The 26241-nt window shown below is 65.2% G+C and carries 23 protein-coding genes; 18 read left to right on the top strand and 5 right to left on the bottom strand.

Annotated elements, in window-relative coordinates; all coding sequences use genetic code 11:
- Positions 1-199 precede the first annotated feature (199 nt).
- The 9 genes from tolQ to glmM all read left to right on the top strand — a co-directional run bounded on the left by tolQ (position 200) and on the right by glmM (position 10572).
- The gene (tolQ, locus tag LB518_RS10370) at positions 200-913 is read left to right on the top strand and encodes a protein TolQ (protein WP_286198645.1); all 714 of its coding nucleotides are present in this window, start codon (positions 200-202) and stop codon (positions 911-913) included.
- A 3-nt stretch (positions 914-916) separates the two neighbouring features.
- On the top strand, positions 917-1375 hold the full coding sequence (gene tolR / locus LB518_RS10365; protein ID WP_224576881.1) for a protein TolR: 459 nt from the start codon (positions 917-919) through the stop codon (positions 1373-1375).
- A 5-nt stretch (positions 1376-1380) separates the two neighbouring features.
- Positions 1381-2376: a cell envelope integrity protein TolA gene (tolA, locus tag LB518_RS10360; protein WP_224576879.1), complete on the top strand. Its 996-nt coding sequence runs from the start codon at positions 1381-1383 to the stop codon at positions 2374-2376.
- A 185-nt stretch (positions 2377-2561) separates the two neighbouring features.
- The gene (gene tolB, locus LB518_RS10355) at positions 2562-3830 is read left to right on the top strand and encodes a Tol-Pal system beta propeller repeat protein TolB (protein ID WP_502845819.1); all 1269 of its coding nucleotides are present in this window, start codon (positions 2562-2564) and stop codon (positions 3828-3830) included.
- Positions 3831-4048: 218 nt separating this feature from the next.
- Entirely contained in the window at positions 4049-4543 is a 495-nt protein-coding gene (gene pal / locus LB518_RS10350) for a peptidoglycan-associated lipoprotein Pal (protein WP_224576877.1), read from the top strand.
- A 177-nt stretch (positions 4544-4720) separates the two neighbouring features.
- Positions 4721-5704: a tol-pal system protein YbgF gene (gene ybgF, locus LB518_RS10345; protein WP_224576876.1), complete on the top strand. Its 984-nt coding sequence runs from the start codon at positions 4721-4723 to the stop codon at positions 5702-5704.
- Complete coding sequence (tilS, locus tag LB518_RS10340) at positions 5691-6998, top strand: tRNA lysidine(34) synthetase TilS (RefSeq protein WP_224576874.1); 1308 nt, start codon at positions 5691-5693, stop codon at positions 6996-6998. Before ybgF ends, tilS begins: the two co-directional genes overlap by 14 nt.
- A gap of 135 nt (positions 6999-7133) precedes the next feature.
- Complete coding sequence (gene ftsH / locus LB518_RS10335) at positions 7134-9056, top strand: ATP-dependent zinc metalloprotease FtsH (RefSeq protein ID WP_224576863.1); 1923 nt, start codon at positions 7134-7136, stop codon at positions 9054-9056.
- Positions 9057-9225: 169 nt separating this feature from the next.
- Entirely contained in the window at positions 9226-10572 is a 1347-nt protein-coding gene (gene glmM, locus LB518_RS10330; protein ID WP_224576851.1) for a phosphoglucosamine mutase, read from the top strand.
- Between the two features lie 20 nt (positions 10573-10592).
- Here the strand turns inward: glmM and LB518_RS10325 are convergent, their stop codons facing one another.
- Complete coding sequence (locus LB518_RS10325; protein WP_224576839.1) at positions 10593-10955, bottom strand: VOC family protein; 363 nt, start codon at positions 10953-10955, stop codon at positions 10593-10595.
- A 123-nt stretch (positions 10956-11078) separates the two neighbouring features.
- On the bottom strand, positions 11079-11642 hold the full coding sequence (locus tag LB518_RS10320) for a cupin domain-containing protein (protein ID WP_224576837.1): 564 nt from the start codon (positions 11640-11642) through the stop codon (positions 11079-11081).
- A gap of 122 nt (positions 11643-11764) precedes the next feature.
- Here LB518_RS10320 and aptA point away from each other — a divergent pair, with 122 nt between their 5' ends.
- The 8 genes from aptA to LB518_RS10280 all read left to right on the top strand — a co-directional run bounded on the left by aptA (position 11765) and on the right by LB518_RS10280 (position 21462).
- Positions 11765-13087: an omega-aminotransferase AptA gene (aptA, locus tag LB518_RS10315; RefSeq protein ID WP_224576835.1), complete on the top strand. Its 1323-nt coding sequence runs from the start codon at positions 11765-11767 to the stop codon at positions 13085-13087.
- 21 nt (positions 13088-13108) lie between these two features.
- The gene (locus LB518_RS10310; RefSeq protein ID WP_224576833.1) at positions 13109-14602 is read left to right on the top strand and encodes a CoA-acylating methylmalonate-semialdehyde dehydrogenase; all 1494 of its coding nucleotides are present in this window, start codon (positions 13109-13111) and stop codon (positions 14600-14602) included.
- Between the two features lie 153 nt (positions 14603-14755).
- The gene (locus LB518_RS10305) at positions 14756-16006 is read left to right on the top strand and encodes a Zn-dependent hydrolase (protein ID WP_224576831.1); all 1251 of its coding nucleotides are present in this window, start codon (positions 14756-14758) and stop codon (positions 16004-16006) included.
- Positions 16007-16037: 31 nt separating this feature from the next.
- Complete coding sequence (hydA, locus tag LB518_RS10300; protein WP_224576829.1) at positions 16038-17495, top strand: dihydropyrimidinase; 1458 nt, start codon at positions 16038-16040, stop codon at positions 17493-17495.
- Positions 17496-17502: 7 nt separating this feature from the next.
- On the top strand, positions 17503-18315 hold the full coding sequence (locus LB518_RS10295; protein ID WP_224576827.1) for an ABC transporter ATP-binding protein: 813 nt from the start codon (positions 17503-17505) through the stop codon (positions 18313-18315).
- Between the two features lie 66 nt (positions 18316-18381).
- A complete protein-coding gene (locus tag LB518_RS10290) occupies positions 18382-19317 on the top strand; it encodes an ABC transporter permease (RefSeq protein WP_224576825.1) in 936 nt (311 codons plus the stop codon).
- Complete coding sequence (locus LB518_RS10285) at positions 19314-20441, top strand: ABC transporter permease (RefSeq protein ID WP_224576823.1); 1128 nt, start codon at positions 19314-19316, stop codon at positions 20439-20441. Before LB518_RS10290 ends, LB518_RS10285 begins: the two co-directional genes overlap by 4 nt.
- 28 nt (positions 20442-20469) lie before the next feature.
- Positions 20470-21462: an ABC transporter substrate-binding protein gene (locus tag LB518_RS10280; RefSeq protein ID WP_224576821.1), complete on the top strand. Its 993-nt coding sequence runs from the start codon at positions 20470-20472 to the stop codon at positions 21460-21462.
- Between the two features lie 134 nt (positions 21463-21596).
- Here the strand turns inward: LB518_RS10280 and LB518_RS10275 are convergent, their stop codons facing one another.
- Together LB518_RS10275 and LB518_RS10270 are read right to left on the bottom strand one after the other, a co-directional pair.
- Positions 21597-22775, bottom strand: coding sequence for an NAD(P)/FAD-dependent oxidoreductase (locus tag LB518_RS10275; protein WP_224576819.1), 1179 nt, complete (start codon positions 22773-22775; stop codon positions 21597-21599).
- A 74-nt stretch (positions 22776-22849) separates the two neighbouring features.
- A complete protein-coding gene (locus tag LB518_RS10270) occupies positions 22850-23311 on the bottom strand; it encodes an Lrp/AsnC family transcriptional regulator (protein WP_224576818.1) in 462 nt (153 codons plus the stop codon).
- Positions 23312-23446: 135 nt separating this feature from the next.
- On the opposite strand from LB518_RS10270, the gene ald reads away from it, so the two are divergent.
- Positions 23447-24562, top strand: a complete 1116-nt coding sequence (gene ald / locus LB518_RS10265; protein WP_224576816.1) for an alanine dehydrogenase — start codon at positions 23447-23449, stop codon at positions 24560-24562.
- On the opposite strand, the gene LB518_RS10260 is transcribed toward ald, so the two are convergent.
- Positions 24563-26131, bottom strand: coding sequence for a glycosyltransferase family protein (locus LB518_RS10260; RefSeq protein ID WP_224576814.1), 1569 nt, complete (start codon positions 26129-26131; stop codon positions 24563-24565).
- Between the last annotated feature and the right edge of the window lie 110 nt (positions 26132-26241).

Here is a 26241-nt window from a genome sequence, read left to right as displayed (position 1 = left end):
GAAGCGGCCGAAAACCTGATGGAAACGCCCTCTTTTCGACAAATTTGAAGGCGAGACAGCCACCGGGAGTTCACGTCCGGCCCGCCGCTTGCAAGGACATAATTTCCAGGCGGGGATCAGCATCAGGCCGGTCCCGACCTCGTAAACGCCAAGGTCAGCACCGAGGCATCGAGGGTCAACCCCGAGAGGTTCGAAGCGAATGAATCCGGCCGACGTGGGCCAGGCAGCACTCGACGCGCCTGCTGCAAGCCTGTCCCTCATCACGCTGTTCCTCAACGCGCATATCGTCGTCAAATGCGTGATGCTGGGGCTCGGCTTCGCTTCGATCTGGAGCTGGGCGATCATCGTCGACAAGGTCCTTCTCTACGGCCGCGTCAAGCGCCAGATCGACCGGTTCGAGAAGGTGTTCTGGTCCGGCCAGTCGCTGGAGGATCTCTATCGCTCGCTGTCGAGCCGGCCGGCATCCGCCATGGCAGCGCTCTTCGTCGCGGCGATGCGCGAGTGGAAGCGCTCGTTCGAGGCGGGCGCGCGCTCGCCGATCGGTCTGCAGATGCGTATCGACCGCGTGCTCGACGTGACGATCGCGCGGGAAAGCGAGCGGCTCGAAAGCCGGCTCCTGTTCCTGGCGACGGTCGGCTCGGCGGGTCCGTTCATCGGCCTGTTCGGCACGGTCTGGGGCATCATGACGTCGTTCCAGGCCATCGCAGCGTCCAAGAACACCTCGCTCGCCGTCGTGGCGCCGGGCATCGCGGAAGCGCTGATGGCGACCGCGCTCGGCCTGATCGCGGCCATTCCCGCCGTTATTGCCTACAACAAGCTCGCAAGTTCGTCGGGCAAGATCACCGGCCGCCTCGAGGGCTTCGCCGACGAGTTCTCCGCGATCCTGTCGCGCCAGATCGACGAGAGGAACTGAGCAATGGCCATGGCCGTCGGTGGGGCAGGCGGGAGAGGCGGGCGCCGCGGCGCGCGTCGTCGCCGTCGTTCGACCGCGATCATGAGCGAGATCAACGTCACGCCTTTCGTCGACGTCATTCTCGTTCTGCTCATCATCTTCATGGTCTCGGCGCCGATGCTGACGTCCGGCGTTCCGATCAACCTGCCTGAGAGCGAGGCCAAGGCGCTCTCGGCGGACAAGGATCCGATTTCGATCACGATCGACCCGGCGGGCAAGATCTTCCTGCAGGACACCGAGATTGCGGCCGACGAACTCGTGCCGAAGCTCAAGGCGATCGCCACCACCGGCTATGACGAGCGCATCTTCGTGCGCGGCGACAAGACCAGTAATTATGGCGCGATCATGCAGGTCATGGGCCTGATCTCCGGCGCCGGCTACCGCAACATCGGGTTGGTCACGATCGACTCCCAGGGCGGCTGATCCCGATGCGTACCGGGCTCATCACTTCGATCATTGCCCATCTCCTCATTATTTTCTGGGGCCTTTTTGCGCTGCCCGATACCAAGCCGTTCGATACGAGCTCGGTCGAGGCGCTGCCGGTCGAGCTTGTGCCGATCTCCGATCTGACCAGCCTGCAGAAGGGCAAGAAGACCGCTGAGGTCAAGGACAAGCCCTCGCCGAACAAGCCGGCTGAAAAGGATTCGCCGAAGCCGGCCCCGACGCCGCCACCGCCAAAGCCGACACCGCCCTCTACGCCGCCACCGCCCAAGGCGGATCCGACGCCGCCGGCACCAAAGGCCGAGCCGACGCCGCCCGCCCCGAAGGCCGAGGCGACGCCTCCACCGACACCGGCCGCGCCTGAAAAACCGGCCGAGCCGGCGCCTGCGCCGTCGCCTGAACCTGCCGTCGCGCCAAAGCCGCCCGAGGCCGAGAAGGTTGCCGAAGCGCCGCCGCCGCCACCGGCGCCGAAGCCGCGCGTTCGGCCGACCCCGCCAACGCCGACGCCGCCGAAGCCCGACCAGACGGCCGCTGCGAAGCCGGCGACGCCGACGCAGAGCACGACCGATTCAAAATTCGATCCGGACAAGATTTCGGCGCTGCTCGACCGCCAGAAGCCGACCGGTAGCACGCAGGCGAGCCAGGAGCCCGAGAGCTTCGGCGCCGAAGAGGCGCGCAATCCGACGGCGATGATGTCGCAAAGCGAGCTCGACGCGCTGCGCTCGCAGGTGCAGCGCTGCTGGAACCTGCCGGTCGGCTGGACCGATCCGCGCGAGGTGACGGTCACGATCCGCTTCAAGCTCAATCAGGACGGCACCGTCAATGGAACGCCCAGTATCGAGCAGTATCCCGCCAGCAATTACGGCACCGTCGCCGCCGAAGGCGCAGTGCGCGCAGTCCTGCAATGCGGGCCGTATCAGCTTCCGGCCGAGAAATATGACCAGTGGAGCGAAGTCCAGATGCGTTTCAGCCCGCAGGGATGATGCGCCTTCGTCACCGCACCGCCGTTATCTTCATGCATGACCGGCCCAACTCGAGACTTTCGGATTCAAGGAACACCATCATGACGGTTCACGCTGCCGAGAGACGCGCCGCCGGGCCGCTCCGCTTCATTCGCCTGACCTTCGCATCTATCGGCCTCGCGGCGACCATGTTCGCTGCCGGGGTGATGACGGCCGATCGGGCCGAGGCGCTGATCAGCCTCGACGTCACGCAGGGCAATGTCCAGCCGCTGCCGATCGCGATTCCGACCTTCATCGGCGGCACCGCCGAGGACGCGCAGCTCGCCGCCGATGTCTCCGGCGTCGTGGCGGCGGATCTCAAGCGCTCCGGCCTGTTCATGCCGCTCGATCCGGCTTCGTTCATCGAGAAGATCACGCGCGCCGACCAGACGCCGCGCTTCCAGGACTGGACGGTCATCAACGCGCAGGCGCTGGTGACAGGCGGCGTGACGCGCCAGCCCGACGGCCGCCTCAAGGCCGAGTTCCGCCTCTGGGACATCTATGCCGGCCAGCAGATGGCGGGACAGCAATTCTATACGAGCCCCGACAACTGGCGCCGCGTCGCCCATATCATCGCCGACGCGATCTATGAGCGGCTCACCGGCGACGGCGGCTATTTCGATACGCGCATCGTCTATGTCGACGAGAGCGGGCCGAAGGACAAGCGCGTCAAGCGCCTCGCGATCATGGATCAGGACGGCGCCAATGCCCGCTTCCTGACCCGTGGCAACGATCTGGTGCTGACGCCGCGCTTCAATCCGTCGTCGCAGGAAATTGTCTACATGTCCTATGGGCAGGATCAGCCGAGCGTTTACCTGCTCAATATTGAAACGGGACAGCGCGAATTGGTCGGCAATTTCCCGGGCATGACCTTCGCGCCGCGCTTCTCGCCGGATGGCCAAAGCATCGTGATGAGCCTCGAGGACCAGGGCAACGCGAACATCTACCGGATGGACCTGCGCTCGAAGAAGACGACGCGGCTCACCAATTCGGCCTCGATCGATACCAGCCCGTCCTATTCGCCGGATGGTTCGCAGATCACGTTCACGTCCGATCGCGGCGGCAGCCAGCAAATCTATGTGATGGGCGCAGATGGCTCGAATCCGACCCGCATCTCGTTCGGTCAGGGGTCCTATTCGACGCCGGTCTGGTCGCCGCGCGGCGATCTCGTCGCCTTCACGCGCCAATCCGCGAATGGCTTTGCCATCGGCGTCATGAAGCCAGATGGCTCAGGCGAACGCATCCTGACCGAGGGCTTCCACAACGAGGGTCCGACCTGGGCGCCGAACGGCCGCGTGCTGATGTTCTTCCGCGACGTCCCAGGCCCGACGGGCGGTCCGCAACTCTGGTCGATCGACCTGACGGGCTACAACGAGTTCCGCGTACCGACGCCCAATTTCGGCTCGGATCCCGCCTGGTCGCCCCTGATCAACTGAAGCGGCGCCCAGCTGCGCCGCTCAATTTCCTTCATCCGCCGGGATCGCCCGTTGCTTTCGAGCGTTGGCGGAATCGAGACGGATCAAGGCTTCCGCCGCGCCGAGTCGCGTATCGCGCAATCGCTTAACCTTTGATCAACCCTGTCCGTGAACCCGCATTTAACCAAGCGCAGCCTAAAAACCGGCAGTCCGATCATGGTGGACAAGGAGTTTATTTGATGATGGATATTCGATCGGTCTCGCACGGGGTGAAGCTCGTCGGGTTCCTGGGCCTTGCTCTCATGCTGGCTGCTTGCGCCAACAAGCCGGGTGGTCCGGAAGGCGCCGGCGCCGGTGGCATCGGCTCCGCGACGCCGGGCAGCGCGCAGGACTTCGTCGTCAATGTCGGCGACCGCGTCTTCTTCGATACCGACCAGACCGACGTTTCGGCGCAGGGCCGCGTCACTCTCGACAAGCAGGCCGCATGGCTGCAGCGCTTCCCGCGCTATCAGGTGACCATCGAGGGTCATGCTGACGAGCGTGGCACGCGCGAATACAACATCGCGCTCGGCGCCCGCCGCGCCACCAACGTCAAGAACTATCTCGTCTCGCGTGGCATCAGCCCGGCCCGTATCCGCACCATTTCCTATGGCAAGGAGCGCCCGGTCGCGGTCTGCAACGACATTTCCTGCTGGTCGCAGAACCGTCGCGCCGTCACCGTGCTCGACAACTAGGCCCATCCGTCCACCAGCGGATCGTGACGCGGCGGCTTCCTGAACGGGAGCCGCCGCTGTCGTTTGGCCATGCGTCAAACTTTGGCCGAACTCAACGGTCTCTATGCATCCAAAGGGATGCCGCGATCAGTGCGGCGGTTTGTCCGGCGCGTTGCGCGCCGTCCCATGGATGGATCAATGACGACACGCGACACATTACTCGCCGTGGCGCTCGGTGCCATGGTCCTGGCGTCGAGTGCGCCCGCGCATGCCGGCCTCTTCGACATCTTCAAGCGCGAGCAGCAGATGCCGGACCCCAATGCGCCGGCGCCGCCGTCATCGGTTGGCGGCGGCAGCACCAACGCCACGCCAGGCTTCTCGGCGCAGGCTGCATCGCCCTCCAGCGAGGCGCAGGCCGCCATGCGGATGGACCGCATGGAGCAACAGATGCGCCAGATGACCGGCCAGATCGAGGAATTGACGTTCCAGCTCAACCAGTTGCAGGCGCAGATCCGCGCCTCGCAAGGCGGGACTTCGGGCAGTCGCAGGACGGCGGCCGAAGCACCCGCGGCGCCGGGTGTTCGCCCGCCGGCGAATGCTCCCGCTGCCACCGCTGCGCCCGATCCAATCGGTCAGGCGATTGGGTCCGGCTCAGACGTTGCCCCTGTCGATGCCGGAGGGCCGGGCACCCCGCCGCGACCGCTCGGCCAGTTGCCGGCGGGCGCCAACGGCCAGCCGCTCGATCTTGCGACGCTCGCTGCTCCGGCCGCGACGCCTTCGCCGGCGCCGGCGCCCTCTGGCAATTCACGCAGCGATTATGACACGGCCTATGATCTGGTTCTGAAGGGCGATTACGACGTTGCCGAAAAGGCCTTCCAGGTCTTCCTCGCGAATTATCCCGGTGATGCGCTGGCGCCGGACGCGCAGTTCTGGATCGGCGAGAGCCTCTATCAGCGCAGCGACTTCCGCGGCGCGGCCGATGCGTTCCTGACCGGCTACCAGCAATATCCCAAGAGCGGCAAGGCGCCCGACATGCTGCTGAAGCTCGGCCTCTCGCTGGTCGGCCTCGGCCAGCGCGACGCCGCCTGCGGCACCTATGCCGAGATCCTGAAGAAATATCCGAAGGCCTCCAACGCGCTGATGCAGCGCGTCAAGACCGAACAGGCCAGTGCGAGCTGCTGAGCCTTACATCGGCGCTGATCGCGCCGGGCTTTTCAGCCGCTGGGCTGACGAGCCGGTAATCGCGCTCGCGGTCTCCGGCGGGGCGGACTCGCTGGCGCTGATGCTCGCTGCGCATCATTGGCGGCAGTCGCTCGATGCGGGGCCGCGTCTCGTCGTGCTCTCCGTAGATCATGGCCTGCGGGCCGAGGCGGCGGCCGAGGTTGCGGCTGTCGGCGCCGCGGCGTCCCGGCTTGGACTGGATTTCCGGGCGCTTCGTGGCACAGGACCGGCGCCGGAATCCGATATCGAGGCGGCGGCGCGGTCGCTCCGCTACGGCTTGCTGTTCGCCGCCGCGCGCGCGGAAGGCGCGGCCGTGCTCATGACCGCGCACCATGCCGACGACCAGGCCGAGACGCTGCTGCTGCGTATGGCGCGCGGCTCGGGCGTCTATGGCCTCTCCGCGATGGCAACGGAAAGCCGGCGCGAGGGCATCCGCATCGCGCGTCCGCTTCTCGGTCTCCGCCGGTCTGCGCTCGCCGCCATCGTTGCTGAAGCAGGTCTTGAGCCTGTTCTCGATCCGCACAACGAGGACGATCGCTTTGCCCGGGCCCGCATTCGCGCCCTGATGGCGGCTCTCGCCAGGGAAGGCCTCGACACGCCGACGCTGGTCGCGACCGCGACCCGGTTTCGCCGCGCGGCATCGGCCCTCGATGATTATGCCGATCGGTTGCTAGACGCGGCGCGTGTCGACGTCACCGGCGCAGTGCGGCTCGAGGCGGCTCGCCTCGCGGCCGAGCCCGAGGAAACGCGGCTGCGGGTCCTTGCCCGCATCCTGAGGGCGGTGGGCGGCGCCACCTATGGTCCGCGCCTCGACAGTCTCTCGGATCTCGCGGCGGCCATGACCGGCGGTGCCGGAACCGTGCCGGCGCGCACGCTGGCCGGCGTGACCGTCGAGCGTCGGAAGGGCGAATTGCGTTTCCAGCGCGAGGCCGGGCGCGACGGACTGCCCGAGATCGCTGTCAGCGGCGCCTTTGACGGTGTCTGGGACGGCCGTTTCTCCGTGCGTGTCACGTCAGATGGCGTACCACTGCGGCTCGCGGCACTCGGCGAGGCCGGACGGCGGTCCGTGGGTGCATGCCTCGTCGATGGATTGCCACGCGCCATCGAAGCCTGCCCCGCACTTTATCGCGGCGATACGCTCATCGCCGCACCCGTTCTCGGGATGGACGCCGACCCCGCGCAGCGAATCCGCGCTGAAATGCGCTCGATCGTGCCACTTCGGCTGCTTGATCGAACGCGGATCGATGATCTATGACGAGCGTCTCAACCATTCTGGCATTTTATGCGTCGGCGCCGCCAGAGCTTCACTTGGCTTCACAGGTCCACACACCTATCTTAGCGGGTGACGAGCAGCGCCCGTGCGCAGCTCCCCGCCCTTGAAGGGACTCTTATGAACGCGAATTTTCGCAACTTCGCCGTTTGGGTCATTATCGGCCTGCTTCTGATCGCGCTTTTCAACCTGTTCCAGAACCCGGGACCGCGCGCGGCTGGGCAAGACATCGCCTACTCGCAGTTCCTGAACGATGTCGATTCCGGGCGGGTAAAGAGCGTTGTGATCGCGGGCCAGCAGATCAGCGGCTCCTACAGCGACAATAGCGGCTTCCAGACCTTTGCCCCGCAGCAGGATTCCGATCTTGTGAAGCGGCTCGAGGCGAAGAGCGTCGCCATTTCCGCTAAGCCGCCGTCCGAGGCCGGCACCTCGCTGATCGGCGTGCTCATCTCCTGGTTCCCGATGTTCCTGATCCTCGCGGTCTGGATCTTCTTCATGCGCCAGATGCAGGGCGGGGCTGGCGGAAAGGCGATGGGCTTTGGCAAGTCGAAGGCCAAGCTCCTGACCGAGGCGCATGGCCGCGTCACCTTCGACGACGTCGCCGGTGTCGACGAAGCCAAGGAAGACCTGCAGGAGATCGTCGAATTCCTGCGCGACCCGCAGAAGTATCAGCGGCTCGGCGGACGGATTCCGCGTGGTGTGCTGCTCGTCGGCCCGCCCGGCACCGGCAAGACGCTGACGGCGCGCGCCGTCGCCGGTGAAGCCAATGTGCCGTTCTTCACCATTTCGGGCTCCGACTTCGTCGAGATGTTCGTCGGCGTCGGCGCAAGCCGTGTCCGCGACATGTTCGAGCAGGCCAAGAAGAACGCGCCCTGCATCATCTTCATCGACGAAATCGACGCTGTCGGCCGCCATCGTGGCGCCGGTCTCGGTGGCGGCAATGACGAGCGCGAGCAGACGCTGAACCAGCTGCTCGTCGAGATGGATGGCTTCGAGCAGAACGAAGGCATCATCATCATCGCCGCGACCAACCGTCCCGACGTGCTGGACCCGGCGCTTCTGCGTCCCGGCCGCTTCGATCGTCAGGTGATCATCCCCAATCCGGATGTCGTCGGACGCGAGAAGATCCTGAAGGTGCACGCCCGTAAGGTGCCGATGTCGCCCGACGTCGACCTGAAGACGCTGGCTCGCGGTACGCCCGGCTTCTCCGGCGCCGACCTGATGAACCTCGTCAACGAAGCGGCGCTGATGGCGGCCCGGCGAAACAAGCGCATGGTCACCATGCGCGAGTTCGAGGATTCGAAGGACAAGGTGATGATGGGCGCCGAGCGGCGTTCGCTGGTGATGACCGAGGACGAGAAGCGCCTGACCGCCTATCACGAGGCTGGCCACGCGATCGTTGCCCTCAACGTCCCCGCCACCGATCCGGTCCACAAGGCGACGATCATTCCGCGCGGCCGTGCCCTCGGCATGGTCATGCAGTTGCCGGAGCGCGACAAGCTCTCGATGAGCTACGAGCAGATGACCTCGCGTCTCTCCATCATGATGGGCGGCCGCATTGCCGAGGAGATCACCTTCGGCAAGGACAAGGTCACGTCCGGCGCCGCTTCCGATATCGAGCAGGCAACGCGCCTTGCCCGGGCGATGGTCACGCGCTGGGGCTTCTCGGAAGAGCTGGGCACGGTCGCTTATGGCGAGAACCAGGAAGAGGTGTTCCTCGGCCATTCGGTGTCGCGGACGCAGAATGTCTCGGAAGAGACGGCTCGCAAGATCGACGCCGAGGTTCGGCGCCTGGTCGAGATGGGCCTCGACGATGCGCGCCGGATCCTCTCGGAGAAGCATGGCGACCTCGAAATCCTGGCCCAGGGTCTGCTCGAATATGAATCGATGAGCGGCGACGAGATCCGTGGCCTGCTCGCCGGCAAGCCGCCGATCCGCGATACGGGCGATGACACGCCGCCCTCGCGTCCCTCGGTGGTGCCGACGACACGCGGTCCCCGGCCGAAGGGCGATACCGGCCTCGAGCCGCAGCCGCAGGCCTGATGGATTTGTTTTGCCACGCAATCGGGCGGCCTTCGGGCCGCCCTTTTCGTTGGTGCATCCTCTCATCCAAAGGCGCGGCGAGGATGTGACCGTCGCTCATCAATTTTGAACGGTCTTCGCCTAGTGTTCGGACTATGAAGGTCCGCATGCGAAAAGACGGATGGCAGTGATGGCGCGCAAGCTCTTCGGTACAGACGGCATTCGGGGCAAGGCCAATGCTTTCCCGATCACGCCGCAAATGGCACTGCAGGTCGGCATTGCGGCCGGTATTGCCTTCCGCAATGGCGCGCATCGACATCGCGTTGTCATTGGCAAGGATACCCGTCTGTCCGGCTACATGATCGAACCGGCGCTGACGGCCGGTTTCACCGCCGCCGGGATGGACGTTTTCCTGCTCGGTCCGATGCCGACGCCGGCCGTTGCCATGCTGACGCGTTCGTTGCGGGCCGATCTCGGCGTCATGATCTCGGCCTCGCACAATCCCTATGAGGACAACGGCATCAAGCTGTTCGGCCCGGACGGCTACAAGCTCTCGGACGAAGCCGAAGCAAGGATCGAGGCGTTGATCGAGGAAGATCTGTCGGGAAGCCTCGCGGCCTCCGGCGACCTCGGGCGCGCCAAGCGCATCGATGGTGCGCGCGAGCGCTATGTGGAATTCGCCAAGCGGACGCTGCCGAAGTCGCTCGATCTGTCCGGCCTCAGGATCGTCATCGATACAGCCAATGGTGCGGCCTACAAGGTGGCGCCGGAAGCGTTGTGGGAACTCGGCGCAGAAGTGATTTCGATTGGTGACAAGCCCGACGGGCTCAACATCAATCGCGATGTCGGCTCGACCGCGACGGATGCGCTCAGGCGCAAGGTCCATGAAGTGCGCGCCGATATCGGCATCGCGCTAGATGGCGACGCTGATCGGGTGATCCTGATCGATGAGCGCGGCGAGATCGTCGACGGCGACCAACTCATGGCCGTCGTTGCCGCCTCCTGGGCCGAGGAGGGGAAGCTCTCCAAGCCCGGGATCGTCGCGACGATCATGTCCAATCTCGGGCTTGAGCGCTATCTCGGGTCCCTCGGTCTATCGCTGGCCCGCACCAAGGTCGGCGACCGCTATGTCGTCGAGCATATGCGCCAGCATGGCTTCAATGTCGGCGGCGAGCAGTCCGGCCATCTGATCCTCTCGGATTTCTCGACCACCGGTGATGGCCTCGTTTCGGCGCTGCAGATTCTTGCGGTGGTGCGCCAGACCGGCAAGCCGGTGAGCGAGGTCTGCCGCCGGTTCGAGCCGGTGCCGCAGATCCTCAAGAATGTTCGCTTCGGCGGTGGCAAGCCGCTTGATACGGCCAGCGTCAAGGCCGCGATCGCCGAAGGCGAGGCACGTCTCTCGGGCTCCGGCCGCCTCGTGATCCGCCCCTCCGGCACCGAGCCGCTCATCCGCGTCATGGCGGAAGGCGATGACGAGACGGTCGTCACCTCGGTTGTGGATGATATCTGCGTCGCGCTGAAGCAGGTTGCGGCCTGACGGCTTCGCGTCTGCCGCAATCAGTCACCGCGATCAGCATGGGCAAGGATATTGACCAGCCTGCCGAAGGGATCGCGGACATAGACCCGGCGCACGCCCCAAGGCTCGTGAGCCGGACCATATTCGATCGCGATGTCGGCCGCAGCCAGCGCCTCAAGAACCACATCGAGATCATCGACTTCAATGGAGAGGTCAGGCACAGGCGTCCCGGAGCCGCCTTCGACGGCAAAGCTCACCTCGGGTCGTGACCGGGTGTTGGCCGCAAATGTGACGATCCAGCCATGGTCCATGACGATCTCCATGCCGAGAATATCGCCATAGAACGCCTTGGCTTCGGCAGGGCGGACAGGTCCGATATTGGTGACGACCCGCTTGACGGCCATTGATGATCTCCCGCATCCGGACGGCAAGAATAGCGGTGCTCGATGGGCTTCGCCATCGGACGCGGCGGGTGCCAGCGAGGATTGTCGACGCGCGGCCCCGCATTTCGGCCGTTTCGCGGCCGTCTAGAAGCTGGGCGGCGTGCAGGCCGAGACCAGTTCCAGCTCGCCTTCGCCGATATTCCTGAAGGCGTGCGGCTTGCGGCTGTCGAAGAAATAGGCGTCGCCGGGGCCGAGTTCATGGCGGATGCCGGCGACTTCCAGCAGCATGCGGCCGCGGATGACGAGGCCGGCTTCCTCGCCCTGATGCGAGAGCATCGCCTTGCCACTTTCCGCGCCCGGCCGATAGCGCTCATGGATCATCTGCAGCGCGCGCCCTTCGAGATTGGCGCCGACCTGGCGGAACGAGATCGGGCCGCCGGCGATCTCCTTCAATTCGTCGGCGCGAAAGACGACCTGCTCGCGGTCGCCCGGCGGGCCGGCGAAGAACTCGCCAAGGCTGATCGGGATGCCGGCGAGAATCTGGCGAAGGCCCGACACCGAGGGACTGACGCGATTGGCCTCGACCATCGATACCGTGGCGTTGGAAACGCCGGCGCGCTTCGCTAGCGCGCGCTGCGACAGGCCTTGCTTGAGGCGCAGATCGCGCAGGCGCGCGCCGACATCGATGTCGAAATGGGCATCGTTCATGTGTTCAATATAAAGAACACTCTTAACGTCCGCAACGAATTGACCGGCTTTTCCGGCGGGCCTACGTTCAGGAAAATGACCGGTCGAACCGTCCCGCCCGGCATCCTGGAGACCATTCCATCATGACCGCCCCCGTCCGCCCGAACAATCTCGAAGCCTTCTGGATGCCGTATACGGCCAACCGGCAGTTCAAGCAGAACCCGCGCCTGCTCGTCGCTGCCAAGGACATGTATTACACCTCCGACGACGGGCGTCAGATCCTCGATGGCACGGCCGGCCTCTGGTGCGTCAATGCCGGCCATGGCCGGGCGAAGATCGTCGAGGCGGTTTCGGCGCAGGTGGCCGAGCTCGATTACGCCCCGGCTTTCCAGATGGGTCATCCGAAGGCCTTCGAGCTTGCGGCCCGCCTCGCCGGCATGATGCCGTCGCCGCTCGACCATGTGTTCTTCACCAATTCGGGCTCGGAGTCGGTTGATACGGCCCTCAAGATCGCGCTCGCCTATCACCGTGCGCGCGGCAAGGGCACGAAGTTCCGCCTGCTCGGCCGCGAGCGCGGCTATCACGGCGTAGGCTTCGGCGGCATTTCGGTCGGCGGCATTTCGGGCAACCGCAAGACGTTCGGGACGCTCTTGACCGGCGTCGACCACATTCGCCACACGCATGATCTCGAGCGCAACGCCTTCACGCGCGGCGAGCCGGAATATGGCGCCGAGTTCGCCGAGGACCTCGAAAAGGTCATCGCGCTGCATGACGCCTCCAACATCGCGGCGCTGATCGTCGAGCCGGTGGCTGGGTCGACCGGCGTGCTGATTCCGCCGAAGGGCTATCTGAAGCGCCTGCGCGAAATCTGCGACAAGCACGACATTCTCCTGATCTTCGACGAGGTCATCACCGGCTTCGGTCGCCTCGGCACGCCGTTCGCAGTCGATTATTTCGATGTCGTGCCGGACATGGTCTGCACGGCCAAGGGCATCACGTCGGGCGTCGTGCCGATGGGCGCGGTGTTCGCTTCCAAGAAGATCTACGACACCTTCATGGATGCGCCCGAGAACACGATCGAACTGTTCCACGGCTATACCTATTCGGCGCATCCGGTCGCCTGCGCGGCCGCGCTCGCGACGCTCGACATCTATGCCGAGGAAGGTCTGCTGACGCGCGCCGCCGAGCTCGCGGATTATTGGGCCGACGCGCTGCACAGCCTCAAGGGCCTGCCGCATGTCATCGACATCCGCAATCTCGGCCTCATCGGCGCGATCGAACTCGATCCGATTGCCGGTGCACCGACCAAGCGGGCTTTTTCGATCTTCCTCAAGGCGTTCGAGAATAACCTGATGATCCGCACCACCGGCGACATCATCGCGCTTTCGCCGCCTCTGATCATCGAGAAGACGCATATCGACCAGATCTTCGAGACGCTCGGCCGCTTGCTGAAGCAGGCCGACTGAGCGGCTGGGGAGGAGCAGCACATGGACAAGATCGCCAATCTCATCGGCGGCAAGAAGCAGCCATCGGCCTCGGCCCGCATGGCGCCGATCTTCAACCCGGCGACCGGCGAACAGATCGCCGAGCTGCCGCTTTCCACGGCCGCGGAACTCGACGCCGCCGTTGCGGTTGCCAAGGCGGCGTTTCCGGCCTGGGCCGAGACGACGCCGCTGAAGCGGGCGCGCGTGATGTTCCGCTTCAAGGATCTCCTGGAGCAGAACGCCGATCGCATCGCGCGGGCGATCTCTGCCGAGCATGGCAAGACGCATGACGATGCGCTCGGCGAAGTGCAGCGCGGGCTCGAGGTGGTCGAGTTCGCCTGCGGCATCCCGCATCTTTTGAAGGGCGAATATTCGAAGAATGTCGGCCCCTCGATCGACAGCTATTCCGATCGCCAGCCGCTCGGCGTCGTTGCCGGCATCACGCCGTTCAACTTTCCCTGCATGGTGCCGCTCTGGATGTATCCAGTGGCGATCGCCGCCGGCAATTGCTTCATCCTGAAGCCCTCGGAGAAGGATCCGAGTGCAGCGATGGTCGTCGCTGAACTGCTCTATGAGGCCGGGCTGCCGGCCGGCGTGCTCAATGTCGTGCATGGCGACAAGGAGATCGTTGACGCCATCCTCGCCCATCGCGACATCAAGGCGGTCAGCTTCGTCGGCTCGACGCCGATCGCCTCCTATGTCTATGCGACGGGCACGGCAGCCGGAAAGCGCGTTCAGGCGCTCGGCGGCGCCAAGAACCACATGGTCATCATGCCGGACGCCGACATGGACAAGGCGGCCGATGCGCTGATGGGCGCGGGCTACGGTTCGGCCGGCGAGCGTTGCATGGCGGTGTCGGTGGCCGTGCCGATCGGTGGCAAGACGGCCGATGCGCTGATCGAGGCGCTGGCGCCGCGGGTCCGGTCGCTGAAGATCGGCCCGGCGACCGACCGCGAGGCCGAGATGGGGCCGCTCGTCACGAAGCAGCATCTCGACAAGGTCGCGACCTATATCGACAAGGGCGTCGCCGAGGGCGCCAAGCTCGTCGTCGACGGGCGCGGCTTCAAGCTGCAGGGCTATGAGGGCGGCTACTTCGTCGGTGGCACGCTTTTTGATCATGTGGACAAGGAAATGACGATCTACCGCGAGGAGATCTTCGGTCCTGTCCTCTCGGTGCTGCGCGCCGGGACTTATGACGAGGCAGTCGAGCTGATCAATGCCCATGAATTCGGCAATGGCACGGCGATCTTCACGCGCGACGGCGACGCCGCGCGGTCGTTTGCCGACAAGATCGAGGCCGGGATGGTCGGCATCAATGTTCCGATCCCGGTTCCGGTCGCCTATCATTCCTTTGGCGGCTGGAAGCGGTCAATCTTCGGCGATCATGCCATCTATGGGCCGGAAGGCGTCCGCTTCTATACGCGGATCAAGACCGTCACCTCGCGCTGGCCGGATGGCATCAAGTCCGGCGCCGTGTTCAACTTCCCGACGATGTGAGGATGTGGTCAAATTCGGCTGCTGCATTCTCAGTCGTCATCCCTGGGTTTGACCCGGGGATTCAGTCTTGTTGCCGATCTCCAGTAAAGGTCTGGATTGCCGGGTCGAGCCCGGCAATGACAGGCTGTCGAGCTCTTTGAGGACAGTACCGACATGACCGCCCCGACCGATAACCTCCGCATCAATGGCGAGCGCCTGTGGGACAGCCTGATGGAGATGGCGAAGATCGGGCCAGGCCTCAGGGGCGGCAATAATCGCCAGACGCTGACGGACGCCGATGGCGAGGGGCGGAAGCTTTTCGAGGGCTGGTGCGAGGCGTCTGGGCTCATCATGGGCGTCGACAAGATGGGCACCATGTTCATGACGCGGCCGGGCACCGATCCGGCGGCGCTGCCGGTCTATGTCGGCTCGCATCTCGATACCCAGCCGACCGGCGGCAAGTTCGACGGCGTGCTCGGCGTGCTCTCGGCGCTGGAAGTCGTGCGCAGCCTCAACGATCTCGGCATCAAGACGAAGCATCCGATCGTCGTGACCAACTGGGCGAACGAGGAGGGCGCGCGCTTTGCGCCGGCCATGCTCGCCTCGGGCGTCTTTGCCGGACAGCTGACGCTCGACTACGCCTATGGCCGCAAGGATCCCGAAGGCAAGACCTATGGCGAGGAACTGAAGCGCATCGGCTGGCTGGGCGAGGAGAATGTCGGGGCGCGCAAGATGCACGCCTATCTCGAATATCATATCGAGCAGGGGCCGATCCTCGAGGCCGAAAAGAAGCAGATCGGCGTCGTCACGCATTGCCAGGGCCTGTGGTGGCTCGAAGTGACGCTGACCGGCAAGGAAGCGCATACAGGCTCGACGCCGATGGCGATGCGCGTCAATGCCGGTCTTGCCATGGCGCGGATCATCGAGATGGTGCAGACGGTTGCGATGGAGAGCCAGCCCGGCGCCGTCGGCGGCGTCGGCCAGGTGTTCTTCACGCCGAACTCGCGCAACGTGTTGCCCGGCAAGGTCGTGTTCACGATCGATATCCGCAGCCCCGATCAGGCGAAGCTCGACGGCATGCGCGCGCGGATCGAAGAGGAGGCGTTGCTGATCGCCGCCGAGCTCGCGGTCGGCTGCACGATCGAGCCGGTCGGCCATTTCGACCCGGTGACCTTCGATCCGGTGCTGGTTGGGCGGGTCCGCAGCGCCGCCGAGCGGCTCGGCTACAGCAATATGGACATCATTTCCGGAGCCGGACACGACGCCTGCTGGGCCGCCAAGGTGGCGCCGGCCACCATGATCATGTGCCCATGCGTCGACGGGCTCTCGCACAACGAAGACGAAACCATCACACCGGAATGGGCATCAGCCGGGGCGGACGTGCTTCTGCACGCCGTGCTCGAGACGGCCGAGATCGTCGGCTGATCCGCCTGCCAGAAACAGAGAGGGATTACAGATGTCGACGGTGATCAAGGGCGGCACGATCGTGGCCGCGGACCGCAGCTATGAGGCGGATATCCTCATCGAGGGCGAGACGATCAAGGCGATCGGGCCCGATCTTTCAGGCGATACGGTGGTCGATGCGAGCGGCGCCTATGTGATGCCGGGCGGCATCGACCCGCACACGCATCTCGAAATGCCGTTCATGGGCACCACGGCGGCTGAAACCTGGGAGAGCGGCACCTTCGCGGCCCTTTCCGGCGGCACGACCACGGTCGTCGATTTCGTCATCCCCGGCGAGGCCGGCATGCTCGCAGCGCTCGAGGACTGGAGCGGCAAGGCAACGCGCCAGGCATCGGGGGATTATTCCTTTCACATGTGCGTCACCGGCTGGTCCGAGGCGCATTTCGACGAGATGGCGAAGATCGTCGACCGCGGCATCAACACCTTCAAGCATTTCATGGCCTACAAGGGCGCGCTGATGGTGAACGACGACGAGATGTTCGCCTCGTTCCAGCGCTGCGCCGCGCTCGGCGCGCTGCCGCTCGTCCATGCCGAGAACGGCGATATCGTCGCCGCCCTGCAGCAGAGGCTGATGGCCGAAGGTAAAACCGGGCCGGAGGCGCACGCCTTCTCGCGGCCGCCCGAGGTCGAGGGCGAGGCGACCAATCGCGCGATCATGATCGCCGATGCCGCAGGGGTGCCGGTCTATATCGTCCATACCTCCTGCGAGCAGGCGCACGAGGCGATCCGCCGGGCACGTCAGAAGGGCATGCGCGTCTATGGCGAGCCATTGATCCAGCATCTTGTCCTCGACGAAAGCGAGTATTTCAATCGCGACTGGGACTATGCGGCGCGGCGTGTGATGTCGCCGCCCTTCCGTGACAAGAGCCACCAGGACAGCCTGTGGGCCGGGCTGGCCGCCGGCTCGCTGCAGGTGGTGGCGACGGACCATTGCTCCTTCACCACAGAGCAGAAGCGGATGGGCGCCAGCGATTTCCGCAAGATCCCGAACGGGACCGGCGGGATCGAGGACCGCATGCCGGTCTTGTGGACACGCGGCGTCGAGACGGGACGGCTGACGCCGAATGAGTTCGTCGCCGTGACCTCGACCAACATCGCCCAGATTCTGAATATCTACCCGCGTAAGGGCGCCATCCTGCCGGGCTCCGACGCCGACCTGGTCGTCTGGGATCCGAAGCTCTCGAAGACGATCTCGGCGGCCAACCAGAAGTCTATCATCGACTACAACGTCTTCGAGGGCGTCGAGGTGCGCGGCCTGCCGCGCTATACGCTCTCGCGCGGCGAAGTGGTCTGGTCGGACGGCCAGAACTCGCAGCCGCAGCCCGGTCGCGGCAAGTTCATCCCGCGCAAGCCCTTCCCGGCCGTCAACCGGGCGCTCTCCAAATGGAAAGAGCTGACCGCGCCGCGCGCCGTCACCCGCTCGGCCGAACACATGCCGATCGGCGTCTGAGCGCCTGATGACCGGGGAGGGGACATCAGGCAAGAAGAGCGAAAGTCCGGCGATTGCGATCGCTGGTCTTTCGCTCGTCTTCAACACCAATGACGGCCCTGTTCAGGCGCTGTCGGATATCGACCTCGAGGTGAAGCGCGGCGAGTTCGTTTCCTTCATCGGCCCATCGGGCTGCGGCAAGACCACGCTGCTGCGCGTCATCGCCGATCTGGAGCAGCCAACCGGCGGCTCGATCACAGTCAACGGCGTCTCGCCGGAGGAGGCACGCCTCGCGCGCGCCTATGGCTATGTCTTCCAGGCGGCGGCGCTCTATCCCTGGCGCACGATCGCCCGGAACATCGCGTTGCCGCTGGAGATCATGGGGCTCACCAGGGCCGATCGCGAGAAGCGCGTCGCCGACAATCTCGCACTCGTGGACCTCGCCGGCTTCGAGCGGAAATATCCATGGCAGCTCTCGGGCGGCATGCAGCAGCGGGCCTCGATCGCCCGCGCGCTTGCGGTTGAGCCCGAGCTTTTGCTGATGGACGAGCCGTTCGGGGCGTTGGACGAGATCGTCCGCGACCATCTCAACGAAAAGCTGCTGCGGCTCTGGGACCGGACGCAGAAGACCGTCGTCTTCGTCACCCATTCGATCCCCGAGGCGGTGTTTCTCTCGACCAAGATCGTGGTGATGTCGCCGCGGCCGGGCCGCGTCACCGATATCATCGAGTGCGGCTTCCCGCGTCACCGCAGCCTCGACATCCGCGAGACGCCGGAATTCCTCGCCATCGCCGCCCGCGTCCGTGCTGGCCTCAGAGCTGGGCACTCCTATGAGGATTGAGCGCTGGTTGATCGAGGCCGAGCACCGGGCGGCCTTTCTGCCACCGCTGGCGGATAGAGTGTGGTCATGACGGCACTTGCTGCTACTCCGCACCCCTTGCCAGCAAAGCCTAAGGGTAAGCTCGTTCCGGTCCTCGTCGTGACGCTGGCTTTGATCGCGCTTTGGTATGTCGGCGCCTATTTCATGAATGCGACGCTGGCGCGCGATGCCTTCCTGCGCGCCAAGAAGGAACCGACAGCGAGCGAACTTCTGCTCGCGACCTATGCCATGGACCGACCGCTGCTGCCGGCACCGCATCAGATCGTCGCCGAGATCTGGAAGTCGACCGCGCTGACGCCGGTCACCTCCAAGAAGAGCCTCGTCTATCATTCCTGGATCACGCTTTCCGCGACGCTCGCCGGTTTCCTTTCCGGTGCGTTGCTCGGCCTGATCCTTGCGGCGGCCATCGTGCATGTGCCGAGCCTTGATCGCAGCCTGATGCCGTGGGTGATCGCCTCGCAGACCATCCCGATCGTCGCCATTGCGCCGATGATCGTCGTGGTCGGCTATAATCTCATGAACGGGCAGATGGGCTTTTCGACCGATACGTCGCGCTTCATCGCGAAGGCGCTGATCTCGACCTATCTCTCCTTCTTTCCAATCACGGTCGGACTGGTGAAGGGGCTGCGCTCCCCCGATACCATCCTCGTCGATCTGATGCGGACCTATTCGGCCAATCGCTGGCAGACCTTCTGGAAGCTGCGTATGCCGGCGGCGCTGCCATTCCTGTTTGCCTCGATGCAGGTCGCGATTGCCATCAGCCTCGTCGGCGCCATCGTCGGCGAATTGCCGACCGGCGCTTCGGCGGGCATCGGCGCGCGGCTGCTCGCGGGCTCCTATTACGGGCAGACGGTGCAGATCTGGTCCGCGCTCATCGCAGCGTCCGTGCTGGCTGCGCTCCTCGTCTGGATGGTCAGCCTCGGCGGCACGGCGGTCGTCAAGCGAATGGGGCTCGCGCGATGAACCGGAACCGTGGCCATATCCAGCCTTGGATCGCGCTGGTCGGGTTGATCGCGCTTTTCGCAATGCCGCTTGATTCAGCCGATCCGGCGCGGCTGCTGGTGCGCGAGGGGCCGGCCGGCTGGGCGCTGGTCGCGGTCATGGCGGCCGCCATCATCGCCGCGATCCGCGCCCGGCGCAGCCTTGTCGCGGCGGGATTGCTGGCGCTGGCAGCGCATGGCGGCGCGGCGATGGCCATCGGTCTGCTGCCCAGCCTTGCCGGTCATGCCGGCAGCGGGTTCTGGGCGCTGGTGCTGACATCCTGGCTGCTCGCCTGGGCGCTGGTCACCGAACTGTCGGAATGGCCGCGCCGACCGGGCCTGCCTGGCCTTGTGCTGTCGCTGCTTATTCCGTTCCTGTTCGGTCTTTGGCTGCTGATCCTCTGGCAGATCGTCGTCGTCGTCTTCGAGGTGCCGTTCGTGCTGATCCCGCCGCCTTCGGCGATTGGAACGCGCATCGCCAGTTCACTGCCGATCCTTGCCGCCGATTTCCGTCAGACCTTCCTGAAAGCGGTCGTGGCCGGCTATGCGATCGGCTGCGGCTCAGGTTTCCTGGTGGCGATCCTGGTCGACCGCGTCTCGTTTCTGAAGCGCGGGTTGCTGCCGATCGGCAATCTCGTCTCGGCGCTGCCGATCGTCGGCATCGCGCCGATCATGGTGATGTGGTTCGGCTTCGACTGGCCCTCCAAGGCGGCTGTCGTCGTGGTCTCGACGTTCTTTCCGATGCTGGTGAACACGGTCACCGGGCTTTCCGCCTCGCAGCCGATCAGCCGCGATCTGATGCGGACTTATGCCTCGACCTATTGGCAGACGCTGTTCAAGCTGCGGCTGCCGGAGGCGATGCCGTTCGTGTTCAACGCGCTCAAGATCAATTCGACTCTCGCCTTGATCGCGGCCATTGTAGCGGAGTTCTTTGGCACGCCGATCGTGGGCATGGGTTTCCGTATCTCTACCGAAGTCGGGCGCATGAACATCGACATGGTGTGGGCGGAAATCGCGGTGGCGGCGCTGGCCGGCTCCGCGTTCTACGGTGTGGTCGCGCTCGCCGAGCGCGCCGCGACTTTCTGGCATCCGTCCTTCCGCACTTAGGGACGGAAACGACAACCTGGAGGGGTCAATGAAGAAGTGGATGATGGGCGCGATCGCTGCCGCGACCGGCCTTGCGATGAGCGGGCCTGCCTTTGCGGCCGACCCGCTGACCCTGCAGCTGAAATGGGTCACGCAGGCCCAGTTCGCCGGCTATCTGGTGGCCAAGGCCAAGGGTTTTTATGACGCGGAAGGGCTCGACGTCACGATCAAGCCGGGCGGGCCGGACATCTCGCCGGTGCAGGTGATCGCGGCCGGCGGCGCCGACGTGATCGTCGACTGGATGGCGGATGCGCTCGCCTCGCGCGAAAAGGGCGTCAAGCTCGTCAACATCGCGCAGCCATTCAAGAGCTCCGGCCTGCTGCTCGTCTGCCGCAAGGACACCGGCATCGCCACGCCGGCCGATTTCAAGGGCAAGACGCTCGGTGTCTGGTTCTATGGCAATGAATATCCGTTCATGGCCTGGATGAACAAGCTTGGCTACAAGACCGAAGGCGGCGCCGATGGCGTCACGGTTCTGAAGCAGGCCTTCAACGTCGATCCGCTCGTGCAGAAGCAGGCGGATTGCATCTCGGCCATGACCTATAACGAATATGGCCAGATCCTCGATGCCGGCATCAAGGCCGAAGACCTCGTCGTCTTCAACTATCGCGACGAGAATGTCGGCATGCTCGAGGACGGTCTCTATGCGCTCGAGGGCAAGCTTGCCGATCCGGCCTATGTCGACAAGCTCGCCCGCTTCGTGAAGGCTTCCGAGAAGGGTTGGGCCTATGCGCGCGAGAACCCAGACGAAGCGGCGCAGATCACCGTCGACGCCGATGAGTCCGGTTCGCAGACGCTCGATCACCAGAAATACATGATCGGAGAAGTGAACAAGCTCACCGACGGAACGTCGGGCGCGCTCGAGCCGGCCGATTACAAGCAGACGGTGCAGACCATGCTGTCGGCCGGTGGCGTCATCTCCAAGGAGCCCGACGCAACAGCGACGACCACGGCGGTCACCGACAAGGCCGGGCTGAAGTAATCCTCGGCCTGTTCCCCATTTCGGCATCGGGCGCCTTCGGGCGCCCGATTTCGTTTGGGGTAGGGTCGTGAGCAAAGGACGCGCCCTCGTCCCCAACTCTCCCCGGCTTTGCGGGAGAGCGTAGGGGATCGGCTTCAGACGATGTTCTTCTCAATCAGCGGCCGGTTTTCGAGAATGCGCTCGTAGCCGAGCGGGGTAAGGTCGATCGTCAGGTAGGCGCCGTCCACTGCGAGCTCGGCGAGGCCGCGGCCGACGGCTGGTGCTTGCTGCAGGCCGTGGCCTGAAAAGCCGTTGGCGATGAGGAGATTGCCATAGGGCGGCAGGCGGCCGACGATTGCGTTGTGGTCGAAAAGATTCATGTCGTAATGGCCGGCCCAGGCGCGTCCCTGGCGGATCGCTTCGAAGGCCGGAACGCGGGCCGCGAGGATCGGCCAGATCATCTCTTCGAACAGTGCATGATCAACGTCGAAATCCTCGGCGAGCGGATCATTGTCGGCCTCCGGCGCCGAGCCGCAGAGGAAGAGCTCGCCCTCCGGCCGGCAATAGACGCCAGACGGGTCGATCAGCATCGGGAAGCCGGGCAGCTTGTCGCGGCAGGCGAAGGTGAAGATGCAGCGCTTGCGCGCCTCGACGGGCAGCGGGATCCCGAGCGGCTGCAGCAGGGCGCTGGTGCCGGTGCCGGCCGCGATGATCACCGTGCCCGCGAAGGCCGTCTCGCCGTCCGCAAAGCGCACGCCTGTTGCGCGGCTGCTTTCGGTGAGGATTTCGGTCACGGTGGCGCCGGCCGTCTCGACGCCGAGCGACCGCGCCTTGCCGCGAAAGGCCTGCATCAGCCCATAGCCATCGAACCAGCCTTCTCCGGTCGCGCCGAAGGCGCCGGCCGCGATGTCGTCGAGGGCGAGATAGGGGAAGCGCTCGGCGAGTTCAGTCGGATTGAACAGCACGACATCCGCGCCGCGGCTCGACTGGAGGATATGGTTTTCGGTCAGCGTCGGAACGCCAGCCGTCGTGGCGAGGAACAGATAGCCGCCCTCGTTGAGGCTGATGAAAGGCCGGTCGTCTCCGACGGCGAGCGTGTCGCCGATCGCGCGCAAGAATTCGATGCCGTAGAGCGACATGTCGATATTCACCGGCGAGGAGAATTGCTGGCGGATCGAGGCGGCGGAAAGCGCGCTTGCCGCCTGCTGGAAGGTCGGGTCCTTCTCGACGAGCAACACGCTGCCGGTGAAGCCGGGATGGGCGGCGATGTGATAGGCGGCGGAGGCGCCATGAACGGCGCCGCCGACGATGATGACATCATGGTGGCGCGCCACGCTTCAGCTCCGTCATGAAAGAGCGCGAGCATGGCATGCGCCTGTTTCGCCGTCGATGCGGCGAAGCGATCCCGTCAGCCGATCGGCACCAGAGGCCGCTCGATCGCTTCGCGGAGCGCGAATTTCGAATAGATGCGCGCAACACCCGGCAGGTGGCCGAGCACATTGGCATGCAGCCGCTCGAAATCCGGCAGATCGCGCGCGACGATGCGCAGCAGATAGTCGCTCGAGCCCGACATCAGATAGAGCGACAGGATGTTGGGGCATTTGCGCGCTGCGGCCTCGAAGGTCTTCAGCGCTTCGTCATTCTGCCGGTCGAGCGAGATCTCGACGAAGGCCGTGATGCCGAGGCCGAGCGCGTTGGGGTCCACCACCGCACGATAGCCTGTGATGACGGCGCCGGCCTCCAGACGCTGCAGCCGCCGCGTTACAGCGGAAGCGGACAGGCCGATCCGCTCGGCAAGTTCAACGGCCGAAAGCCGGCCCTCGCGGGCCAAAGCGCCGACGATGCGGCGGTCGAAATCGTCGAGCTGCATGAATCGGGCGCCTCCGCCGCCGTCAGCGCAAAGTTAGTGCGACAAGGTGCGCTTGGCGACATGAAATAGCACGAAAACCTCCCAGGCGCGGCGATATCCTTCAGGCACAGCCAATAAGAGCCAGGGGATATCATCATGCTCGTCGGCGTTCCGAAAGAGATCAAGAACAACGAATTCCGCGTCGGCCTGACGCCGGCCGCGGTGCGCGAATATGTGGCGCGGGGCCATCAGGTCATCGTCGAGACGGGCGCCGGGCTTGGGATCGACGCACCGGACGCCGCCTATGTCGCTGCCGGCGCCACGATCGCCGCGACGGCCGGCGAGGTGTTCGCCAAGGCCGGCATGATCGTCAAGGTGAAGGAGCCGCAGCCGGCGGAATGGGCACAGCTCCAGCCGGGCCAGATTCTCTTCACCTATCTGCATCTCGCGCCCGACCCGGATCAGGCCCGCGGCCTGATGGCCTCGGGCGTCACCGCAATCGCCTATGAGACGGTCACCGACGCGCATGGCGGCCTGCCGCTGCTGGCGCCGATGAGCGAAGTTGCCGGCCGGCTATCGATCCAGGCCGCAGCAACGGCGCTGCAGAAGCCAAATGGCGGCCGTGGCATCCTGCTCGGCGGCGTTCCGGGCGTTGCGCCGGCCAAGGTTGTCGTCATCGGTGGTGGCGTCGTCGGCATGCATGCGGCGCGAATGGCGGCCGGCCTTGGGGCCGAAGTCACCGTTCTCGACCGCTCGGTGCCGCGCCTTCGCGAACTCGACGAGACCTTCGCCGGCCGGGTGCGCACCCGCTATTCCACGATCGATGCGCTGGAGGACGAAGCCGTCTCGGCCGATGCGGTCATCGGTGCGGTGCTGATCCCCGGTGCTGCGGCGCCGAAGCTGGTCACGCGGGCCATGCTGCCGAAGATGAAGCGCGGCGCGGTACTGGTCGACGTTGCCATCGACCAGGGCGGCTGCTTCGAGACCTCGCATGCCACGACACATGCCGAGCCGACTTATGTCGTCGACGGCGTCATCCATTATTGTGTCGCCAACATGCCAGGCGCCGTGCCGCTAACCTCGAGCCATGCGCTCAATCACGCGACGCTGCCTTTCGGGCTGGCGCTCGCCGGCGAGGGTCTCGCCGCGCTCGCCCGCGATCCGCATCTGCGCAATGGGCTCAACGTCCATCGCGGACGCATCACGCATCGCGCGGTGGCCGAGGCCCTCGGCGAGAGCTTTGCCGATCCGGCCGGCGATATCGCAGCCTGATCAACCGCCGGTGAGTCGCCCCGCACAACTGGTGAGCGGCGCGGGGAGGCTGGCCGGATCGGGCGTGAACACGAAGAAGGTGGCCTCGTCGATGCGCCAGCGGCAGACGGTGCGCCCGGCGGCGATCCCGTCGGGCACGCCGTCGCCGATATCGAAGGCCAGCACATAGGCTGTCCCCGTCGCCGGCACGCTCTGCCAGAGTTTGTCCCACGGCACCGCCGCGAAGGCGGGGGGCACGGCGTCGGGCTGATAATAGAGGAATAGCTCGCGTGACAGGGGCTCGACGGTCAGAACCGCGGCATCATCGATGCCGCTTGCGCGCAGGAATTCGCTGAGCCCGTTCCAGTTGTAGCGCGAATGGGAATGGAGCGCGTCGAGCGTCTGGAGCGCCATCATCGCGGCGACGACGACGAGAAGCGCGGCCCAGACCGGACGCAGCCACGAGCGATGCTGCAGCGGCCGGCTCGCGGCATAGGCGGCGAGGATCAGGAAGGGTGGCACCACGCCGAGCAGATAGCGCGCGACCGTTGCGGTGAAACTGCCGATGGCCACGAAGGCGATCAGCGTGAGGAGCACCATGCCGGAAAGGTAGCGGATCACCGGTTGCTTGCGGCCGAACCAGGCGCCGGCGATAGCGAGCAGGACGAGGGCGAGCGATGGGTAGCGCTCCCATCCCGGCGGGAGGAATATGTTGGCGTCCCTCGCCACCGCCAGCCCGAACAGTTCGCGCCAGATGCTGGTCAGCCGGTTGGCCGCGCTGTCGTTCACTTGCCATTTCATGAGCCCATGCGGGCGGGTCGCTTCGGCGATCACGCTGGGGATGAGGACCAGCGAGGCGGCGCCGATCACGAGCCAGGTCGCCAGCATATGGCGGAGTACGCGCAAACGGTTGTCGGCGCCTGACCGGATGGCTCCGGCCATTACCAAACCGATATGAGACGCCGCGATCGAGACGATCGCCGCCGGGATGGTCAGCGCCGCTGCGATCGCCCCAAGGCTTGCCATAAGCCCGCCGGCGCGGGGCGCCTCCCGTTCTCGGGGCACGCCGTCCAGCAGGTTCCGCTGGCCCAGCATCATGATCGCCAGGAAGAACAGCATCATGGCGTAGGGGCGTGCTTCCTGGCCGTAATAGACCAGGACAGGAAGGAAGGCGAAGAGGAAGGCGGTGACGATGGCCGCCATGCGCCCGCCGAGCCGGAACGCCATCAGGGCGAAAAGTGCGGCCGCAGCGCTCTCGAAAAGCGCCGACGGCAGGCGCAGCATGGCCTCGGATGCGCCGCCGAGGCCGAGACCTTTCATGAGCAGGAAATAGGTCGGGAAATGACCGGCTGCCAGGCGCTCGCCGACAAGCCCGGACCAGGTCCTCGCGACGGACTGCGCGGTGAAGACTTCGTCGATCCAGAAGGACTGGCGGCCGATCGTCGGCAGGCGAATGATGAGGTTAAGCAAGAAGGCGCCACATGCGAGCGCAAGCGCCTCGTGCCGCTCGACCCAGGTTGCCCCTGTCGCATGGCCCATCTTGCGGCGGTCCGGCTGCTCTACACCTTTTTCGTCGACGATGATCGTCATGCTTTTCCCACGCGAATCCGACGCTGTCATTCTTGCGTGTAGCTATGTCGAGCGCTACCTGCTGTTGCCTCCTTCGGCAAATGCTTAGTCGCCGGATGCGATGTGCAGTG

Source organism: Mesorhizobium sp. BR1-1-16 (assembly GCF_020165495.1).
Taxonomy (GTDB): domain Bacteria; phylum Pseudomonadota; class Alphaproteobacteria; order Rhizobiales; family Kaistiaceae; genus Kaistia.
Note: the sequence above shows the minus strand (reverse complement) of the source record. Positions and strands in the feature narration are given on the sequence as shown.

Excerpts from the sequence above, each read along its gene's own strand:
- tolQ (WP_286198645.1), top strand. The coding sequence starts at position 200 with ATGAATCCGGCCGACGTGGGCCAGGCAGCACTCGACGCGCCTGCTGCA.
- tolR (WP_224576881.1), top strand. The coding sequence starts at position 917 with ATGGCCATGGCCGTCGGTGGGGCAGGCGGGAGAGGCGGGCGCCGCGGC.
- tolA (WP_224576879.1), top strand. The coding sequence starts at position 1,381 with ATGCGTACCGGGCTCATCACTTCGATCATTGCCCATCTCCTCATTATT.
- tolB (WP_502845819.1), top strand. The coding sequence starts at position 2,562 with ATGACGGCCGATCGGGCCGAGGCGCTGATCAGCCTCGACGTCACGCAG.
- pal (WP_224576877.1), top strand. The coding sequence starts at position 4,049 with ATGATGGATATTCGATCGGTCTCGCACGGGGTGAAGCTCGTCGGGTTC.
- ybgF (WP_224576876.1), top strand. The coding sequence starts at position 4,721 with ATGACGACACGCGACACATTACTCGCCGTGGCGCTCGGTGCCATGGTC.
- ftsH (WP_224576863.1), top strand. The coding sequence starts at position 7,134 with ATGAACGCGAATTTTCGCAACTTCGCCGTTTGGGTCATTATCGGCCTG.
- glmM (WP_224576851.1), top strand. The coding sequence starts at position 9,226 with ATGGCGCGCAAGCTCTTCGGTACAGACGGCATTCGGGGCAAGGCCAAT.
- LB518_RS10325 (WP_224576839.1), bottom strand. The coding sequence starts at position 10,955 with ATGGCCGTCAAGCGGGTCGTCACCAATATCGGACCTGTCCGCCCTGCC.
- LB518_RS10320 (WP_224576837.1), bottom strand. The coding sequence starts at position 11,642 with ATGAACGATGCCCATTTCGACATCGATGTCGGCGCGCGCCTGCGCGAT.
- aptA (WP_224576835.1), top strand. The coding sequence starts at position 11,765 with ATGACCGCCCCCGTCCGCCCGAACAATCTCGAAGCCTTCTGGATGCCG.
- LB518_RS10310 (WP_224576833.1), top strand. The coding sequence starts at position 13,109 with ATGGACAAGATCGCCAATCTCATCGGCGGCAAGAAGCAGCCATCGGCC.
- LB518_RS10305 (WP_224576831.1), top strand. The coding sequence starts at position 14,756 with ATGACCGCCCCGACCGATAACCTCCGCATCAATGGCGAGCGCCTGTGG.
- hydA (WP_224576829.1), top strand. The coding sequence starts at position 16,038 with ATGTCGACGGTGATCAAGGGCGGCACGATCGTGGCCGCGGACCGCAGC.
- LB518_RS10295 (WP_224576827.1), top strand. The coding sequence starts at position 17,503 with ATGACCGGGGAGGGGACATCAGGCAAGAAGAGCGAAAGTCCGGCGATT.
- LB518_RS10290 (WP_224576825.1), top strand. The coding sequence starts at position 18,382 with ATGACGGCACTTGCTGCTACTCCGCACCCCTTGCCAGCAAAGCCTAAG.
- LB518_RS10285 (WP_224576823.1), top strand. The coding sequence starts at position 19,314 with ATGAACCGGAACCGTGGCCATATCCAGCCTTGGATCGCGCTGGTCGGG.
- LB518_RS10280 (WP_224576821.1), top strand. The coding sequence starts at position 20,470 with ATGAAGAAGTGGATGATGGGCGCGATCGCTGCCGCGACCGGCCTTGCG.
- LB518_RS10270 (WP_224576818.1), bottom strand. The coding sequence starts at position 23,311 with ATGCAGCTCGACGATTTCGACCGCCGCATCGTCGGCGCTTTGGCCCGC.
- ald (WP_224576816.1), top strand. The coding sequence starts at position 23,447 with ATGCTCGTCGGCGTTCCGAAAGAGATCAAGAACAACGAATTCCGCGTC.
- LB518_RS10260 (WP_224576814.1), bottom strand. The coding sequence starts at position 26,131 with ATGACGATCATCGTCGACGAAAAAGGTGTAGAGCAGCCGGACCGCCGC.